The organism is Bacillus sp. UNC69MF, from assembly GCF_000746035.1.
GTDB lineage: Bacteria > Bacillota > Bacilli > Bacillales > Bacillaceae > Bacillus > Bacillus velezensis.
Genome location: NZ_JQKM01000008.1, coordinates 32,932 through 49,580 on the forward strand (window position 1 = coordinate 32,932; position 16,649 = coordinate 49,580).

18 protein-coding genes are annotated in these 16,649 nt (G+C 47.1%); 14 read left to right on the top strand and 4 right to left on the bottom strand.

What is annotated here, in order from left to right:
* Positions 1–26: 26 nt before the first annotated feature.
* The 6 genes from dctP to BR62_RS0107505 all read left to right on the top strand — a co-directional run bounded on the left by dctP (position 27) and on the right by BR62_RS0107505 (position 5,997).
* On the top strand, positions 27–1,283 hold the full coding sequence (gene dctP / locus BR62_RS0107480; RefSeq protein ID WP_012116859.1) for a C4-dicarboxylate transporter DctP: 1,257 nt from the start codon (positions 27–29) through the stop codon (positions 1,281–1,283).
* 185 nt (positions 1,284–1,468) lie between these two features.
* Positions 1,469–2,518 carry an AI-2E family transporter gene (locus BR62_RS0107485; RefSeq protein WP_007410215.1) on the top strand — a complete coding sequence of 350 codons (1,050 nt, stop codon included), beginning with the start codon at positions 1,469–1,471 and terminating at the stop codon, positions 2,516–2,518.
* 101 nt (positions 2,519–2,619) lie between these two features.
* Positions 2,620–3,546 carry an ABC transporter ATP-binding protein gene (locus tag BR62_RS0107490; protein WP_012116860.1) on the top strand — a complete coding sequence of 309 codons (927 nt, stop codon included), beginning with the start codon at positions 2,620–2,622 and terminating at the stop codon, positions 3,544–3,546.
* Entirely contained in the window at positions 3,539–4,306 is a 768-nt protein-coding gene (locus tag BR62_RS0107495) for an ABC transporter permease (RefSeq protein WP_007410217.1), read from the top strand. Before BR62_RS0107490 ends, BR62_RS0107495 begins: the two co-directional genes overlap by 8 nt.
* 94 nt (positions 4,307–4,400) lie before the next feature.
* Positions 4,401–4,736, top strand: a complete 336-nt coding sequence (locus BR62_RS0107500) for a hypothetical protein (protein WP_007410218.1) — start codon at positions 4,401–4,403, stop codon at positions 4,734–4,736.
* Between the two features lie 115 nt (positions 4,737–4,851).
* Entirely contained in the window at positions 4,852–5,997 is a 1,146-nt protein-coding gene (locus tag BR62_RS0107505) for an acyl-CoA dehydrogenase family protein (RefSeq protein WP_032870328.1), read from the top strand.
* Positions 5,998–6,023: 26 nt separating this feature from the next.
* Here BR62_RS0107505 and fbpB read toward each other — a convergent pair whose 3' ends face one another.
* The gene (fbpB, locus tag BR62_RS19105) at positions 6,024–6,170 is read right to left on the bottom strand and encodes a Fur-regulated basic protein FbpB (protein ID WP_003156206.1); all 147 of its coding nucleotides are present in this window, start codon (positions 6,168–6,170) and stop codon (positions 6,024–6,026) included.
* Complete coding sequence (locus tag BR62_RS0107510; RefSeq protein WP_003156203.1) at positions 6,157–6,336, bottom strand: Fur-regulated basic protein FbpA; 180 nt, start codon at positions 6,334–6,336, stop codon at positions 6,157–6,159. Before BR62_RS0107510 ends, fbpB begins: the two co-directional genes overlap by 14 nt.
* A 213-nt stretch (positions 6,337–6,549) precedes the next feature.
* Here BR62_RS0107510 and BR62_RS0107515 point away from each other — a divergent pair, with 213 nt between their 5' ends.
* Complete coding sequence (locus BR62_RS0107515) at positions 6,550–7,443, top strand: cation diffusion facilitator family transporter (RefSeq protein WP_032870330.1); 894 nt, start codon at positions 6,550–6,552, stop codon at positions 7,441–7,443.
* Here the strand turns inward: BR62_RS0107515 and BR62_RS0107520 are convergent.
* Positions 7,440–7,757, bottom strand: a complete 318-nt coding sequence (locus BR62_RS0107520) for a thioredoxin family protein (protein WP_003156200.1) — start codon at positions 7,755–7,757, stop codon at positions 7,440–7,442. The two genes, BR62_RS0107515 and BR62_RS0107520, sit on opposite strands and share 4 nt — an antisense overlap.
* A gap of 153 nt (positions 7,758–7,910) precedes the next feature.
* Between BR62_RS0107520 and BR62_RS0107525 the strand changes: the two genes are divergently transcribed.
* The 5 genes from BR62_RS0107525 (at position 7,911) to BR62_RS0107550 (ending at position 14,310) form a co-directional block, all read left to right on the top strand.
* Positions 7,911–8,996, top strand: coding sequence for a D-alanine--D-alanine ligase (locus BR62_RS0107525; RefSeq protein WP_023356724.1), 1,086 nt, complete (start codon positions 7,911–7,913; stop codon positions 8,994–8,996).
* 76 nt (positions 8,997–9,072) lie between these two features.
* Positions 9,073–10,443, top strand: a complete 1,371-nt coding sequence (locus BR62_RS0107530) for a UDP-N-acetylmuramoyl-tripeptide--D-alanyl-D-alanine ligase (protein WP_032870333.1) — start codon at positions 9,073–9,075, stop codon at positions 10,441–10,443.
* 330 nt (positions 10,444–10,773) lie between these two features.
* Positions 10,774–12,258, top strand: a complete 1,485-nt coding sequence (gene cshA / locus BR62_RS0107540) for a degradosome RNA helicase CshA (RefSeq protein ID WP_015239193.1) — start codon at positions 10,774–10,776, stop codon at positions 12,256–12,258.
* 116 nt (positions 12,259–12,374) lie between these two features.
* Positions 12,375–12,854, top strand: a complete 480-nt coding sequence (locus BR62_RS0107545) for a PH domain-containing protein (protein WP_007410226.1) — start codon at positions 12,375–12,377, stop codon at positions 12,852–12,854.
* Complete coding sequence (locus BR62_RS0107550; RefSeq protein WP_015239194.1) at positions 12,844–14,310, top strand: PH domain-containing protein; 1,467 nt, start codon at positions 12,844–12,846, stop codon at positions 14,308–14,310. Before BR62_RS0107545 ends, BR62_RS0107550 begins: the two co-directional genes overlap by 11 nt.
* Here the strand turns inward: BR62_RS0107550 and BR62_RS0107555 are convergent.
* Positions 14,307–14,906, bottom strand: a complete 600-nt coding sequence (locus BR62_RS0107555; RefSeq protein ID WP_015239195.1) for a rhomboid family intramembrane serine protease — start codon at positions 14,904–14,906, stop codon at positions 14,307–14,309. The two genes, BR62_RS0107550 and BR62_RS0107555, sit on opposite strands and share 4 nt — an antisense overlap.
* A gap of 92 nt (positions 14,907–14,998) precedes the next feature.
* On the opposite strand from BR62_RS0107555, the gene acpS reads away from it, so the two are divergent.
* Positions 14,999–15,364: a holo-ACP synthase gene (gene acpS / locus BR62_RS0107560; RefSeq protein ID WP_007410229.1), complete on the top strand. Its 366-nt coding sequence runs from the start codon at positions 14,999–15,001 to the stop codon at positions 15,362–15,364.
* Between the two features lie 164 nt (positions 15,365–15,528).
* Positions 15,529–16,536: a LolA family protein gene (locus BR62_RS0107565; RefSeq protein ID WP_007410230.1), complete on the top strand. Its 1,008-nt coding sequence runs from the start codon at positions 15,529–15,531 to the stop codon at positions 16,534–16,536.
* Positions 16,537–16,649 lie beyond the last annotated feature (113 nt).

The window sequence follows — 16,649 nt, forward strand, 5'->3', positions numbered from 1 at the left end:
GCAGCGAGAGGCAAGGGGGAGTATGGATGAAAATTTTCAAAAATCTTACGGTGCAGGTCATCACGGCGGTTATCATCGGCGTTATTGTCGGACTCGTATGGCCTGAGGCCGGGAAGCAGATGAAGCCGCTCGGCGATACATTTATCAATGCGGTAAAAATGATTATCGCACCGATCATATTCCTGACGATCGTGCTTGGCATCGCCAAGATGGGAGACATGAAAAAAGTCGGCAAAGTCGGGGGAAAAGCATTTATTTATTTTGAAGTCGTGACCACCATCGCCCTTATTATCGGACTTCTGGTCGTCAATATCATGAAACCCGGTGAGGGGCTTGATTACAGCAAGCTTGAAAAAGGGGATGTCTCTCAGTACACGCAAAACGGGGGACAGGGGATTGACTGGATTGAATTTATCACTCACATCGTTCCGTCAAATATGGTTGACGCTTTCGCAAAAGGCGACATTCTTCAGGTCTTATTCTTTTCTGTTTTATTCGGTGTCGGCCTGGCGGCGCTCGGTGAAAGAGGCAAAAGCATTATTGATTTCTTTGATAAACTGTCGCATGTTTTTTTCAAAATCATCGGCTACATCATGCGCGCGGCGCCGATCGGCGCATTCGGAGCCATGGCCTATACGATCGGGCACTTCGGCCTTGATTCCATCAAGCCGCTGGCGAGTCTGATGCTGTCTGTATACGTTACGATGTTCCTGTTTGTATTTGTCGCTTTGAATATCATTTGCAAACTATTCGGTTTCAGCTTGTGGAACTATCTCCGTTTTATTAAAGATGAACTGCTCATCGTTCTCGGCACAAGCTCTTCTGAGTCCGTCCTTCCGCGGATGATGGATAAAATGGAGCGTTACGGCTGTTCCAAATCGGTTGTCGGCCTTGTCATTCCGACGGGATATTCTTTTAACCTGGACGGCACCTCGATTTATCTGTCCATGGCGACGGTTTTTCTGGCGCAGGTGTTCGGCGTTGACCTTACCATCGGCCAGCAGGTTACGATCATTCTCGTGCTGATGCTGACATCAAAAGGCGCGGCGGGCGTAACCGGAAGCGGATTTATCGTGCTCGCCTCCACTTTATCGGCGCTTCAGGTTATTCCGCTGGAGGGGCTGGCGCTGCTCCTCGGCGTCGACCGCTTTATGAGTGAAGGAAGGGCGATCGTCAACCTGATCGGAAACGGAATCGCCACCATCATCGTAGCCAAGAGCGAAAATGAGTTTGACGAAGCGAAAAGCACACAGGCCGTTAAAGAAATGAAAACGGCGGTATAAAAGGAAAGGAACGGCATGCATCGGGCATGCCGTTCTTTTTTTCGGCCGCCATGAGTAAAAAAGATAAATTTGTTTAAATTTATTAGGAGGTGGACAAAGACCTTAGCGTCATTTTGTTATATAATTTACAATTAGAGAGTGAAAGATGAAATCTAAGGGCTTTTTGTCCTAGCAGGAGTGTATAAATGGCGGCTATTTTTAAATTTTTTCAGCATCCGGGTGTCAGACGTTTTTCCGTTTTTCTTGTTTTGACTGGGGTGTTAGTTGTATTCCGAAGTATGATTAATTTGATTTTGCTTACGTTTATTTTTACTTTTCTGATGGATCGGCTGGAGACTGTCATCCGGCACGTGTTGAACCATTTTTTCCGGATCAGCCAGAGGGTGGTCATCACCGTTTTATATATTGCGCTGGCTGTCGGGGCGACTGTCGGAGGCTTTGTCTTTTACCCGATTGTTGCCAAGCAGATTGAACAGCTGATTAAGCAGATCAAGCACATCGCGTATCATCCCGATGTCATTCCGTTTTATGATGAGATATCGAGCGTGTTCGGCGATATCAATATCGGTTCCTATGTAAAAGAAGGTTTTAATGTACTGTATACATACTTGGCCGATATCAGCACTTTCGGTTTGCAGGTCGTGATGTCACTGATTCTCAGCATGTTTTTCCTGTTCGAGAAAAAGCGGCTCACGGAGTTTATGAAAAAATTTCAGCACAGCAAGCTGTCTGTTTTTTACTACGAACTTGCTTATTTCGGCAGCAAGTTTGCGAGAACATTCGGCAAAGTGCTTGAAGCCCAATTTATTATCGCGCTGGTGAACTGTATCCTCACCTTGATCGCATTGGCGATTCTGCATTTTCCGCAGCTGTTCGGCCTGTCAATCATGGTCTTTTTCCTCGGGCTCATTCCCGTTGCGGGTGTGGTGATTTCGCTCATTCCGCTCAGCATCATCGCATATACGACGGGCGGCGCAGCGTATGTCATCTACATCGTGCTGGTCATTTTCGTCATCCATGCGATTGAGACGTACTTCCTTAATCCGAAACTGATGTCAGCGAAAACGGAACTGCCGATCTTTTTTACCTTTACAGTTCTGATTTTCTCGGAACATTTCTTCGGCATTTGGGGCTTGATTATCGGAATTCCGATTTTTGTGTTCCTGCTTGATATTCTGGATGTCGTCAATAATGAAGAGAAGGAAAAAAACGGACCGGTCCCGGATAAGACATAACGTCGGCTCCGGCTCTTCACGAATATATGACTAATGTTATAATGCAGACAGTGCCTATGTACGGGCACTGTTTATTTTTTGTGAAAAAGGAGGAAGGCTGTATGACTGAGCCGATTTTACATATTGAAGGCCTTGACAAAACAATAGGCAAAAAGCACATTTTAAAAAACATCAGCATGGATGTCAGGCAGGGCGAGATCATCGGTTTGCTCGGTCCGAACGGGTCGGGAAAAACCACACTTATCCGAATCATCGTCGGTCTTTTAAAGAAAAACAGCGGCACGATTACAATTAACGGCTTTCAGCACGATGCTGATTTCGAAAAAGCGCTTGAATCCGTCGGAGCGATCGTGGAAAATCCTGAATTCTACCCGTACCTGACGGGGTGGGAAAATCTGAAGCACTTTGCCAACATGCACAAAAACATCAAAGAGGACAGGCTTCAGGAAGTCATCGAACGGGTCGGGCTCACCAATGCCGTTCATGACAAAGTTAAAACGTATTCCCTTGGTATGCGTCAGCGTCTCGGGATTGCGCAGGCCATTCTTCACCGTCCGAATCTGCTCATTTTAGATGAACCGACAAACGGGCTTGATCCCGGCGGAATGAAGGATTTCCGCGATCACTTAAAGGAACTCGCGGAGCTTGAAGGGACGAGCATCCTTTTTGCGACGCATTTATTGCGTGAAGTGGAGGACCTTTGCGACCGTGTTATCATCATTCAAAAAGGTGAGATCAAAACAGAGGTTGTTCTGCGCGGCGCTGAGGAAAAAGAAGAAAAAGCCGTCCTCGACATTCAGCCGGCTGACGAAGCATTCGAATGGCTGTCCCAACAGCAATTTGCTCCGGAGAAAAACGGCGGGGGCATTACCGTCACCGTAGCGAAGAAGGACATCCCGGCATTAAACCGTGCGCTCGTCGGACAAGACTTTCTCGTGTATTCCATCATGCCGTATGCGGAATCGCTGGAGGATGAATTCATGAAAGTGACGACGGCGCTTCAAGAGGAGGGGGAGACGAATGTTTAAATTGACAGCGAATGAGCATATGAAACTCTTTAACCGAAAAGTCTCATTAGTGGCGCTGATTCTGATGGCCGTTCTCCAATTTATTATGGCGCTTGTCATTAAACGGCTTGTCATCAGTTCCGGAACGGATGAGAATTTCATCGGCTATATGGCGTACGCGCCCGGGCTGAATATTCTGCTTGAGGCATTAACGATCGTGATCGCGGCAACGATCATTTCCGCTGAATTTGATAAGAAAACGATCAAATTTTTGTTAATCCGCCCGGTAAAGCGGGAGCGGATTTTTGTATCTAAACTCATTACCGTATTTTTGGTCAGCTTGTACCTGTATGCGGCGTACTATATTCTGTCTCTGCTGTTCGGCATGGCTTTCTTCGGCGTGTCGGTGACATCTGAATCAGGGACGCTTCTTATGAACACCCTGAAAGTAATCGGCACGAACTGGGTCGAGGCGTTTGCGATGGCATGCTTTGGCTTGCTGTGTTCTTCTGTATTCCGAAACAGCGCAACGGCCGTCATTTTGTCATTTATCGTGCTGTATGGCGCAAAATCACTCGTGACGATTATGTCGCTCTTCCAAAACAAATGGGGAAGTTTTCTGCTGTTCGCAAATACTGACCTGACGCAATATATGAGCGGGGCGAAACCGCTGTTTGCGGGAATGACGCCGTTATTTTCCGCAGGCATTATCATTATCCATATCGTATTCTTCTTAGCCGTCGCTTGGTGGAGCTTTTGCAAACGCGATGTTCGGGTATAAAGTAAAGGAATGACATTTTTGTGAAAAAGATCACGATAAATCAATAATTTATGCTATTTTGATTTATAATAAAGGTAATGACGGAGGTGCTCACTTGAGAAATTTTATTACCGCATTACCGATTGTGTTATTGCTTGGTTTTTCCTTTGTGTCATTCATGTTCCAATTCGAACATCTTGTTTATTTCAGGCTTGCGCTGGGTTTGTTTTCTACAGTGGGGCTGTTTCTCTTATATAAAATGAAGTCGGGATTCCGTTATTTCATCATCTACCTGTATGCAAGCTGGATCGTGCTTGCGGCAGTTACCGCGTTTGAAGAGCCGATTTTTTCTAGCTTTTTCTTTGGCGGGCTTGTGATGACGATGGGTTATCTCACATATATGCTGATTTATCTCGGGCTTAAGCAGGACCGCGGCCCGGAAGCAGTCTGAACGCGCTATTCCATGGAATAGCGTGTTTTTTTTGTACAGCCTCACAGTTGCGAAACGAGACTTGAATCTCTATAATACTTATTAACTTTATCGGAATTATAATGGGGGGATTCCAGTGTCTTTATGGATACAGAATGAACGGCAGAGGGAATGGGTGGAAAAAATCGGCCTGCTTGCAGACGAATTTCAAAAAACAGCCGCGCTTGATGATGAGGCGGGCCGTTTTCCTGCGGAGAAAATTCAAAGACTGCGCGACGCGGGATATACGGCGTTAACGGTACCTGAGGTATTCGGCGGTGCAGGCATTTCCGTTTATGATATGGTGCTGTTTCAGGAACGGCTGGCGCGGGGAGACGCGGCCGTTGCTCTCGGAATCGGCTGGCATTTATCCGTCATGGGTGAGCTCGGAGAAGGAAACAGCTGGGATGAAGATGTCTTTTCATTTATCACAGAAGAGGTGAAAAAGGGAGCTGTCCTGAACAGGGCAGCGACGGAACGGCAGACCGGCAGTCCGACGAGGGGAGGAAGACCCGGCACCTCCGCTGTCAAAAAAGACGGAAAATGGGTGCTGAACGGCCGAAAAACCTTTACAACCCTTTCACTGACTTTGGATTATATGCTTGTGACGGCATGGATTGAAGAAAAACAAACGAGCGGTGTTTTTCTCATTCATAAAGATCAGTCAGGCGTTTCAGTCGAAGAAACATGGGATATGATTGCCATGAAGGCGACCGGAAGCCATGATCTCCTTTTAGATCATGTCACGGTCAGTGACGAGCGGCTTGTGGAGCTTATCAGCGGGCCGAGAGCGGCGAAAGTGAATGGCTGGCTGCTTCACATTCCGGCTGCTTATCTGGGCATCGCTCAAGCGGCAAGGGACTATGCCGTCCGGTTTGCATCCGAATATTCGCCGAACAGCCTGAACGGACCGATTAAAGACGTGCCGGCCGTTCAGCAGCGTGTCGGGGAAATGGAGCTTGAATTGTTAAAAGCGAGACAGTTTCTCTTCACGGCGGCGCAAATGTATGATGACCCGAAACGCCGCCCTTTCATCAAAAGCGAGCTCGGCATCGCAAAACATATTGTGACAAATGCCGTCCTTTCTGTTGTTGATAAAGCAATGAGAATCACCGGCGCAAAAAGCCTGGAGCGAAACAATCCGCTTCAGCGGTATTATCGGGATGCCCGGGCCGGCCTTCACAATCCGCCGATGGACGATGCGGTCATCGGCAAATTAGCGGCGGAAGCCTTTGAGCAATAAAAAAAAGAGCCTGAAAAAGGCTCTTTTTATGTATGGCTGTTGTGCCGGAGCAGTTTTTGATGCTTGCGGTCAATTCTGTCATAGATCACATTCATCAGCTTTTGATTATTCATAATGGCCGCCTTGTTTTCTTTTATCAGCTGTTCGTATGTTTTTATTTTACGTTTCGCCATGAGCCCGCACCTTCCTAACATATTTGTATTCGCTTTCTAATTCTCCGAGCGATAATTCATATAAATGCCGTTCCGACTTTTTGTATATTCCGTTATTGATCAGCAAATGGATCAGATGTTTTTTTCGTCCTTCAACTGATGATCTGAGCTGAGGAGAAGACCTCATGATTACCCTCCTAATCAAATGATATTGAGAATCATTATCAGTTAATGAAAGTATACAATGGGCATATTCATATGTAAAGGGAAAATACCGCCAATTTTTCGACAAAAAGTTTCCCGGGGAATAATGCTGTCGAATATTGCATTTGCTCAGATCAAAGCTGCTATTTTTCCGCTTTTCCATCCATACTATGAATGAGAATGGAGGAGTCCTTACATGAATGATCAAACGGCAAACTTAAAACGGGGCGAGAAAGGCGCGATTCTTAATATCGGCGCGTACCTCATCCTTGCCGCCGTCAAACTGGTGATCGGTCTTATTTATCATTCCGAAGCGCTCAGAGCGGACGGGTTAAATAATGCCACGGATATTGTCGCATCACTGGCTGTGCTGATCGGGCTCCGGATTTCCCAGCGCCCCGCGGACAGTGATCATGCCTACGGACATTATCGGGCTGAAACAATTTCTTCATTAATTGCGTCTTTTATTATGATGGCGGTTGGTTTTGAAGTGCTGATCGGAGGGGCAAAGGCGATTGTCAGCGGAACGGAGGCCGAGCCGAGCTTCATTGCGGCATGGACGGCGCTCGGAAGCGCGATTGTAATGTACGGCATGTATGTATATAACAGCCGACTTGCGGATCGGGTTAAAAGTTCTGCGCTTCATGCGGCGGCGAAAGACAGCCGTTCTGACGCCTATGTCAGTATTGGGGCGTTTATAGGCGTCTTAACCGCCCGGCTTCATCTGCCGTGGATTGATCCGGTCATTGCTTTTCTGATCGGAATCATCATCTGTAAGACGGCATGGGACATCTTCAAAGATGCTTCCCACTCATTGACGGACGGGTTTGATCTGAAAGATTTGGAGCCGTATAAACACACGGTGAAAGAAATAAAAGAGGTCAGCAGGCTGAAGGATGTGAAAGCAAGGTATTTGGGGAGCACGGTTCATGTGGAACTGGTCATTACGGTAGATCCGGGACTGTCTGTGAAAGAAGGCCATGAAGTAGCCGATGAGGTCGAATATGTAATAAAACATGAACATGATGTGACTCATGTCCATGTTCATGTAGAGCCTGAAGTCATAAACAAAGATCGTGAAACGAATTAAATATGCTGTGATAAAAACTCTGTGACTTCTTCGGGCGTTTTCGCGTTTGCGCTGTGAAGATGCGCTTTCTTTTCGCCGTTTTTAAAGATCAGAAGGCTCGGTATGCCCATTACCTGATATTTGTCGGCAAGCTCAGGGAGCTCGTCTCTGTTCAATTCATACCAATCATTTTGATTATATTCTTCCAAAATATCGCCGATGAACATATTCATGCGCGTGCAGTCAGGGCACCAGTCAGCGAAAAATTTCACGATGATTTCCTTGTCGGATTGAATAAGTTCATTAAATTGTTCTGTTGTACTGATTTTTTTCATATGACACATCTCCTTTTCCATGCCATTTTAATATAAAATAAAAAGGAATTACATACAAATGCTTTCATATTCAGAATGCCCAAAAATAATTAGATCATTTTCTGAGGAAAGTGATAAGATAGTAAAGATGAATTGTTGTGGGGGGAATATCCATTGAAAACAAGTCTAGGATTGGTGTACGGCGGAAAGTCAGCCGAACACAATGTATCGCTGCAGACAGCATTAGCTGTAACAAAAGCGCTTAATACTGAGAAGTTTGATATACATCCGATTTACATCACTGAAAAAGGAGAATGGCAAAGAGGCCCGCTGCTGACTGAGCCGGTTTCCAACGTGAAAATGCTTCAGCTGGAACAAAATGGTGAAAGTTTCGCTCTATCAGCATTGAACCGGGAAATGTTTCCTGAAGCGTCGCCTGACGAAAAGGCGCCGATCGATGTCGTATTTCCGCTTCTCCACGGACCGAACGGTGAAGACGGCACCATTCAGGGTCTGCTAGAATTGCTGAACGTTCCTTATGTCGGCAACGGGGTGCTTGCATCATCAGCCGGCATGGATAAAGTCATCATGAAGCATTTGTTCGCTCAAGCGGGGCTTCCGCAGGCGAAGTACGCCGCTTTCTTAAAAAAGGACTGGAAACAGACGCCGGACAGCTGCTTACAGCAGGTTGAAAAGGAGCTGGGATATCCGTGCTTCGTCAAACCGGCGAACCTCGGATCAAGCGTCGGAATCAGCAAATGCCGAAACCGTGAAGAGCTTGAAAAAGCCTTCGAACTGGCTTTTGAGTATGACCGGAAAATTGTGGTGGAAGAAGGAATCGCCGGCAGAGAAATCGAAATCGGCGTGCTCGGAAATGACGAACCGAAATGTTCCGCCGTCGGTGAAATCGCTCCGAAGACCGACTTTTACGATTACAAAGCGAAATATGAAGACGGCGACACGGATTTAATGATTCCCGCGCAAGTGACGGATGAACAATATGCGGAAATCAGCGAAATGGCGATTAAAGCCTTCAAAGCGATTGACGGATCAGGCCTTGTCCGCGCCGATTTCTTCCTGACCAATGACGGTCAAGTGCTCATTAACGAAGTGAACACAATGCCGGGCTTTACGCCATTCAGCATGTTCCCGCTGCTTTGGAAAGAAGCAGGTGTAGATTACAGTGATCTGATCGAACAGCTGGTTGAGCTGGCAAAAGAACGCCATGCCGAAAAACAGCTGATTAAACATACATTTTAATGAAGACGGACACTGCCTGAAGGGGCAGTGTCTTTTCCCATAACAGACAACATTTTCAGAAAGCGAGGTGCCACCTTTGATAAAGCGAACTGTAAAACGAATCGCAGACATGGTCAAAGGCACACTGACAAATCCCGAATTTGAACAAACAATGATTGAGGGCGCCGCAACCGATACGCGGACTTTGGAAAAAAATCAGCTGTTCATTCCTTTAAAAGGCGAGCATTTTAACGGCCACACCTTTGTGCCGCAAGCATTCGAAAAAGGCGTTTCCGCGGTGTTGTGGGACCGCTCTGAACCGAATCCGCCGGAAGGGCGTGCTGTCATCCTGGTCGATGACACGCTGGAGGCGCTGCAAACATTGGCAAAAGCTTATTTGAAAGAGCTCGGCACAAGGGTTATCGGGGTGACCGGGAGCAACGGAAAAACGACAACGAAAGACATGCTTCACGCCGTTCTCGGCACGCAGTACCGCGTTCACAAAACCGCCGGCAATTTCAACAATCATATCGGCCTGCCGCTGACTGTGCTTGCCATGCCTGAAGATACAGAAATCGCCGTTTTAGAAATGGGAATGAGCGCGAGGGGCGAAATTGATTTTCTGAGCCGTCTTGCTGAACCGGAAGCGGCCGTCATTACCAATATCGGCGAATCCCATATGCAGGATTTAGGCTCAAGAGAAGGAATTGCGGAGGCGAAACTTGAAATTATAAACGGACTTCGGGAAGACGGCGTTCTGTTTTATTTCGGGGATGAGCCGCTGCTTCGCGAAAAGACGTACACTTGCCGGACAACGACATACGGCGCAGGCGCGGACAATGATCTCCGCCTGAAAGAAATAAAACACGCGGAAGAAGGCACGTACTTCAATATCGACGGGATCGACCGTTCTTTCTTTATTCCGGTTCTCGGCAGACATAATGTGATGAATGCCATGGCTGCATACGCCGCCGGCATCTATTTCGGCATTACGCCGGAAAATGCCGCTCTGGGACTGAGCCGCCTGAAGGTGACGGGGATGAGATTGGAACTGGTCAAAACGGACAACGGCATCTCGATCGTAAACGACGCATATAATGCGAGCCCGACGTCAATGAAAGCGGCGGTCGAATTAATCGAAACGATGAAAGGCTATCGGAAGAAAATGCTCGTGCTCGGTGATATGCTTGAACTTGGTGATGAAGAAAAAGCATTCCACGAAGAATGCGGAGCTGCGGTCAATCCGGCGGAAATCGACCATGTATTTACTTACGGCACACTCGGCGCATTCATCGCTGACGGAGCGCGCCGGCATTTTGAAGAAGGGCGCGTCAGCCATTATCTTGACAAAAAAGAACTGCTTCACGCCATACAGGAAATGGCCGCTTCCGGCGATCTCCTTCTGTTTAAAGCATCGAGAGGTATGAAGCTCGAAGAAATCGTTAAAGATTTATTAGAGAAGAACTGAAAAAATACTGATCAGCATTATAAAAATATACAAAAATGAAGAAACTAATTCAGGGTGAAATAATTCTGTCCGTATGAAAAAGAAAGACCGCCGGCTGGGAAATCCCGTCCGGCGCGGGGTCCGGCCTCGTTCGCGGGAAGAATCCGGTCCGGCCGCTTCCGGCCGCCTGACCATCTCGCCTTATTGAAAAACACATAGTGTAATGGTAAGATTAAACGTAAAGTAATTCGGGCTTTGTATACGTATGATCCTGTCCTTTGGATGAAAGGGCGGTTTTTAGTGGTAAATCACGACATTACTGAAACAGCAATCAGAAGGAGTTTGAATAATTTGACTATAACGTTTCAAGATTTCCAATTAAGTTCTGATCTCATGAAATCAATCAATCGTATGGGATTTGAAGAAGCAACACCGATCCAGGCACAAACGATTCCGCTCGGACTTTTAAATAAAGATGTCATCGGACAAGCGCAAACAGGTACAGGTAAAACAGCTGCGTTCGGTATACCCCTTGTTGAAAAAATGAACCCCGAGTCTCCTAATATTCAAGCAATCGTAATCGCGCCAACCCGTGAATTAGCCATTCAAGTATCTGAAGAGTTATATAAAATCGGACAAGATAAGCGTGCGAAAGTACTGCCTATTTACGGCGGCCAGGATATCGGACGTCAGATCCGCGCATTGAAGAAAAACCCGCATATCATCGTAGGTACGCCGGGGCGTCTTCTTGACCATATCAACCGCCGCACGATCCGTTTAAACAACGTGAATACGGTTGTCATGGATGAGGCTGATGAAATGCTGAATATGGGATTCATTGATGACATTGAATCCATTCTCTCAAACGTGCCGAGCGACCACCAAACGCTCTTATTCTCAGCAACAATGCCTGCGCCGATCAAACGGATCGCAGAGCGTTTCATGACTGAGCCGGAACACGTAAAAGTAAAAGCGAAAGAAATGACTGTGTCCAACATTCAGCAGTTCTACTTGGAAGTGCAGGAGCGCAAAAAATTCGATACGCTGACTCGTCTTCTTGACATTCAGTCTCCGGAACTTGCGATCGTATTCGGACGTACGAAACGCCGTGTCGATGAGCTTGCTGAAGCCCTGAACCTTCGCGGATATGCGGCTGAAGGAATTCACGGCGACTTAACGCAGGCGAAACGTATGGTTGCGCTTCGTAAATTTAAAGAAGGTGCGATCGAAGTGCTTGTAGCGACTGACGTTGCCGCCCGCGGACTTGATATCTCAGGCGTTACCCACGTTTACAACTTTGACGTGCCTCAAGATCCTGAAAGCTACGTTCACCGTATCGGAAGAACGGGCCGTGCAGGAAAAACGGGTATGGCGATGACGTTTATCACACCGCGTGAGAAAAGCATGCTTCGCGCGATTGAACAAACGACAAAACGCAAAATGGACCGTATGAAAGAGCCGACGCTTGACGAAGCATTAGAAGGACAGCAGCAGGTGACGGTTGACCGTCTGCGCACGGCGATCAGCGAAAACAACCTGAACTTCTACATGACGGCAGCTGCGGAATTGTTAGAAGATCATGATGCAGTGACAGTTGTGGCTGCAGCCATTAAAATGGCGACAAAAGAGCCGGACAGCACGCCTGTACGCCTCACTGATGAAGCGCCGATGGTCAGCAAACGCTATAAAAACCAGCGTACTTCTAAGCGCAGAGACGGCCAAGGCGGCGGCTACCGCGGCGGCAAAGGGAAAACCAACAACCGTTCTTCCTACGATAAAAAACGCTCAAGCGACCGCCGTTCTTCAGGTGACAGACGCCAGAAAAAATCATACTAAAACACAGGAAGCGGACCCTTTTACGGGGTCCGCTTTTTTTTGATATGCCGGAAAGTGAATCTTTTTTGCAAATCAGCCGTATTTGTATGTATGATAAAAAATGGGAGGTAGGTATGTTGAGAGCACAGCCAAAAAATAGAATCAGTCCAAGCGGCTTAAAAGTCTGGCGTCTTCAGGAAATCATCCTGTCCGCCTTCTGTCTTCTGGCCGTTATAGCAGCAGCTGTTTTAAGCCATTTCTTCCATTGGCCGTATTGGATCACCGGAGTCCTCGGCATCATTTGGATATTCGGTTCAGTGATATCCGTCTATGCCATACCGAAAATCAGGCACAGGATCTGGCGCTATGAAGTCCATGAAAATGAAATTGATATTCAATCCGGCATTTTTATTGTCAAACGGGTCATTGTGCCGATGGTGAGGGTGCAGCACGTAGATACTTCACAAGGCCCGCTCCTCAGAAGGTATCGTCTGGCCTCAGTCAAAATCTCCACGGCGGCAACCGTTCATTCCATTCCGGCGCTTGATATGGAGGAAGCTGACCGGCTGAGGGATTCCATTTCCCGTCTGGCAAGGGTGACGGAAGATGATGTCTGAGCCGAAACGTCTGCACCCGGCGGCCGTGATTTTGAACTTATTCCATACTATTATCGAAACCATTAAAAACATTATTCTGCCATTTTTTCTCGTCTATATTGTTAATTCCAACCACTTCATCCGCTTTTACGGAGGCATTGCGCTCGCCGTCCTGCTTATCTGGCTGATTACGGCAAGTGTGATCGAGTGGAGAAAATTTACATACCGGATTGAGGACGGAGAATTCAGAATTGAAGAAGGCTTGTTTTTTACGAAAAAGAGATACATCTCCATTGACCGGATTCAATCAATGAATACGAGTGCCGGCATCATTCAGCAGCTTTTTAAGCTTGTTAAGCTTCAAATCGAAACGGCCGGCGACGGGAAAAACGCCGAGGCTGTCTTATCCGCCATTACTGTGGAAGAGGCGGAACGGATCAGAGCGGCTGTTTTTCAGCAAAAAGCGGAGCAAGAAGAACGAGGGGAGACCGCAGCGGAGCAGGAGCCGATGCGCGGGGAAGATGTGCAATCCGTTTACCGCCTGTCTGTAGGTGAGCTGCTTATGGCCGCCTCAACATCCGGGGGAATCGGTGTCATCATCTCAGCGGTATTCGCCCTCTTTTCTCAGATTGATGAAGTACTTCCGATGGACTGGCTCTATGACAGGTTTTCTTTTCTCAAGCATGCGAGCATCGGTATATACGCCGTGATCATTTTCATAGGATTGTTCATCGCCTGGCTGTTAAGCATCGCCGGTATGATGATCAAGCATGCCAACTTTAAGATAGAAAAAAAGGAACACGAATTGGTCATTACCAGAGGAATTATTGAAAAACATCAAGTGACAATCCCGCTCCGTAAAATCCAAGCCATTAAAATGAAAGAAAATGTGATCAGGCAATTATTCGGATACGCGACGGTTGCGATTGTCAGCGCCGGCAGTGCGGGGAATGAGAAAGAAGGAGCACAGACGATTCTGTTTCCGATCATCCGCAAATCAAAGCTCGGAGTGATGCTGAACGGTTTCACACCGGATTACGTGCTGGAAGAAAACCGAAATCATTTGCCGAAAAGGGCGCTGCGCCGGTATTTATTCCGATCCATAATCTTCTCGGTTTTCGTGATCATCCCGCTTTGTATTCTGTTTAAACCGTGGGGATATGCATCGCTCCTTGTGCTTCCCGTCGAACTGGTGCTTGGATATGCCTCGTTTAGGACAGCGTCATGGTGCATAAACGGCGGCAGGCTTCAGATCACCACGAGGCTGGTCGGGAAGACGACCACGATTATGCTGAGAAGAAGAATGCAGATGTTTGAAGTCAGCCGCTCCTTTCTGCAAAAAAGAAGGCGGCTCGCATCTGTGGCTACCGCAGTGAAATCAGCTCACCACATGGAGCATGTCATGCTGAAGGATGTCAGCGAGGAAGATGCCGAACGCATCGGGCGCTGGTATTCATATGAAAAAGCGGACGGTTAATACCGCCGCTTTTTTTGCTGCACGCATAAAAAGGAAAGCAAAAATCCGCCTGCCAGTCCGAACAAATGCGCCATAATGTTAATATTAGAGTTGATAAACGTCGACAGCACCGCGATGATAAGCAGGGTCATAATCATTTTCGACTGATCCCGGCCGATCAGCTCCTTGCGGAAAACAGTCAAAAACACATACACGCCGAAAAGTCCGAAGATCGCGCCGGATGCGCCGACATGCACATAATCAAGCGGTTCGGCAAGATACGTGCCGATATTGCCGATGATGCCCGATACGATGTACACAATCAGAAAACGGACTTTTCCGAGCATCTGCTCAAGCGGGGGCGCGAATAAAAAGAGAGACATGGAGTTAAACAAAAGGTGAGTGAAATTCGCGTGTAAAAACATCGGTGTCACCAGCCGCCACCATTCTCCCGAGGAAACGCCGTAATTATAGCCTGTCACAGCATCTGACCACATCATGACGGAATGAAGCGGCATACTGAAAAACAGCCACAAGAACGCCTGCAGCGCCAAGATACAGCTGACGGCCGGATAACGTCTGATAAAAGTCTGGAAATTTTCCGTTCGTATAAACATCGCAAGCCCCTTTGCATCTGATTTGTTACATATATAGTAACACGTTTATGACATAAACCGTTTTTTAGTACGGACTTTTAGGAGGAATTCACATGATTTTCGGAATCGGAATCGACATCGTTGAACTGCACAGAATTGAAAACATGCTCAGCCGGCAGGCTAGGTTTCCGCAAAGAATATTGACGGAGGCTGAATACGCCCGTTTTACATTGCTGTCGGACAAAAGGAAAATTGAATTTCTCGCGGGGAGATTTGCGGCAAAAGAAGCCTTTTCGAAAGCATACGGCACAGGTATCGGCAAAGAGCTCAGCTTTCAGGATATTGAAACCGGAAACGACAAAGCGGGAAAGCCTGTGCTGGCCTGCGCCAAGCTTGACGGCGCGGCGGTTCACGTCTCCATTACCCATACAAAAGAATACGCCGCGGCACAGGTCGTGATTGAAAGGTTGTCACGCTAGTCTGCATATTAGCCGGAACCCCTTCATATATTTGATAGTGCATTAAGGGAGACAAGTTGTTTGAGGCTTTTATGGTACGCGTCCGTCCGTTCAGGGCGTACCGTTAAAGTCAAACAAGCGATTTCTTCCCTTTACATCAATTGAGAAGAAGGGGTTGAAAAAAGGTGAGAAAAAGCTTTGTTTTGCTTTTAACGGGACTGCTTGCCGTCCTTATTCTTTCGGCCTGCGGCCAAAAATCACAGGAAGATATCGTGAACGGTTTAGATAAGAAGGCGAAAGAATACACCTCGTACAAAGCGAAAGCCAAAATGACCATCGAAACGGGGAGTGATCCGCAAGTATACAATGTGGAAATCTGGCATAAAAAGCCTTCCCTGTACCGGGTCTATCTGGAAAATCCGAAAAAAGACCAAAACCAAGTCATTTTACGGAACGCCAACGGAGTCTTTGTCCTCACGCCGTCGTTAAATAAGAGCTTCAGATTCCAAAGCGACTGGCCGAATAACAGCAGCCAAGTATATTTGTTTGAGTCACTTGTAAAAGACGTGCAGCATGACAAAGACGCCGTCTATTCCGCCAAAGATAAAAAGTACACGTTTGAAACAAAAACAAACTATCAGCACAACAAAATGCTGCCGACTCAGGAAATCACTTTCAACAAAAAGGACATGAGCCCGTCGCTCGTCAAAGTCATGGATACAGACCGGAAAGTGATGGTAAAAGTCGAATTCAAAAGCTTTGAATTCAACAAGCCGTTTGATAAAGACTCTTTTGACGAGAAGAAAAATATGACGCTTTCCCAGATGGACGTCGCCACAAGCGCCAAGCCGTCTGATTCATTTGCGGTCAAAACACCGCTTCAAGTGCCGGCCGGCGTCAAAAAGCTTGAAGAGAAAGATATTTCAACGGCGGACGGCAAACGGATCGTCATGACTTACGGCGGAGAAAAATCATTCACCCTTATTCAAGAAAAAGCCCATATCGCAAAAGCCGCCTCTGCCGTCACGCTGAAAGGCGAACCGGTTAATCTCGGCTTCACGGTTGCGGCATTATCTGATACGTCTTTAACGTGGACATATGACGGAGTGGATTATCTTCTGTCATCACAGGATCTTACAAAAGATGAAATGGTGGCCGCCGCCAAAAGCATGCAGGGACAGTCGTCAAAATAACGTCAAAAAAGAGGCCGCCGCTGTCGGTCTCTTTTTTGATTCCATTTCACTTTGCAGAATAATTTTAGTATGATAATAACAATATGAATTGAAAATAATGCTAGGAAGTGTAT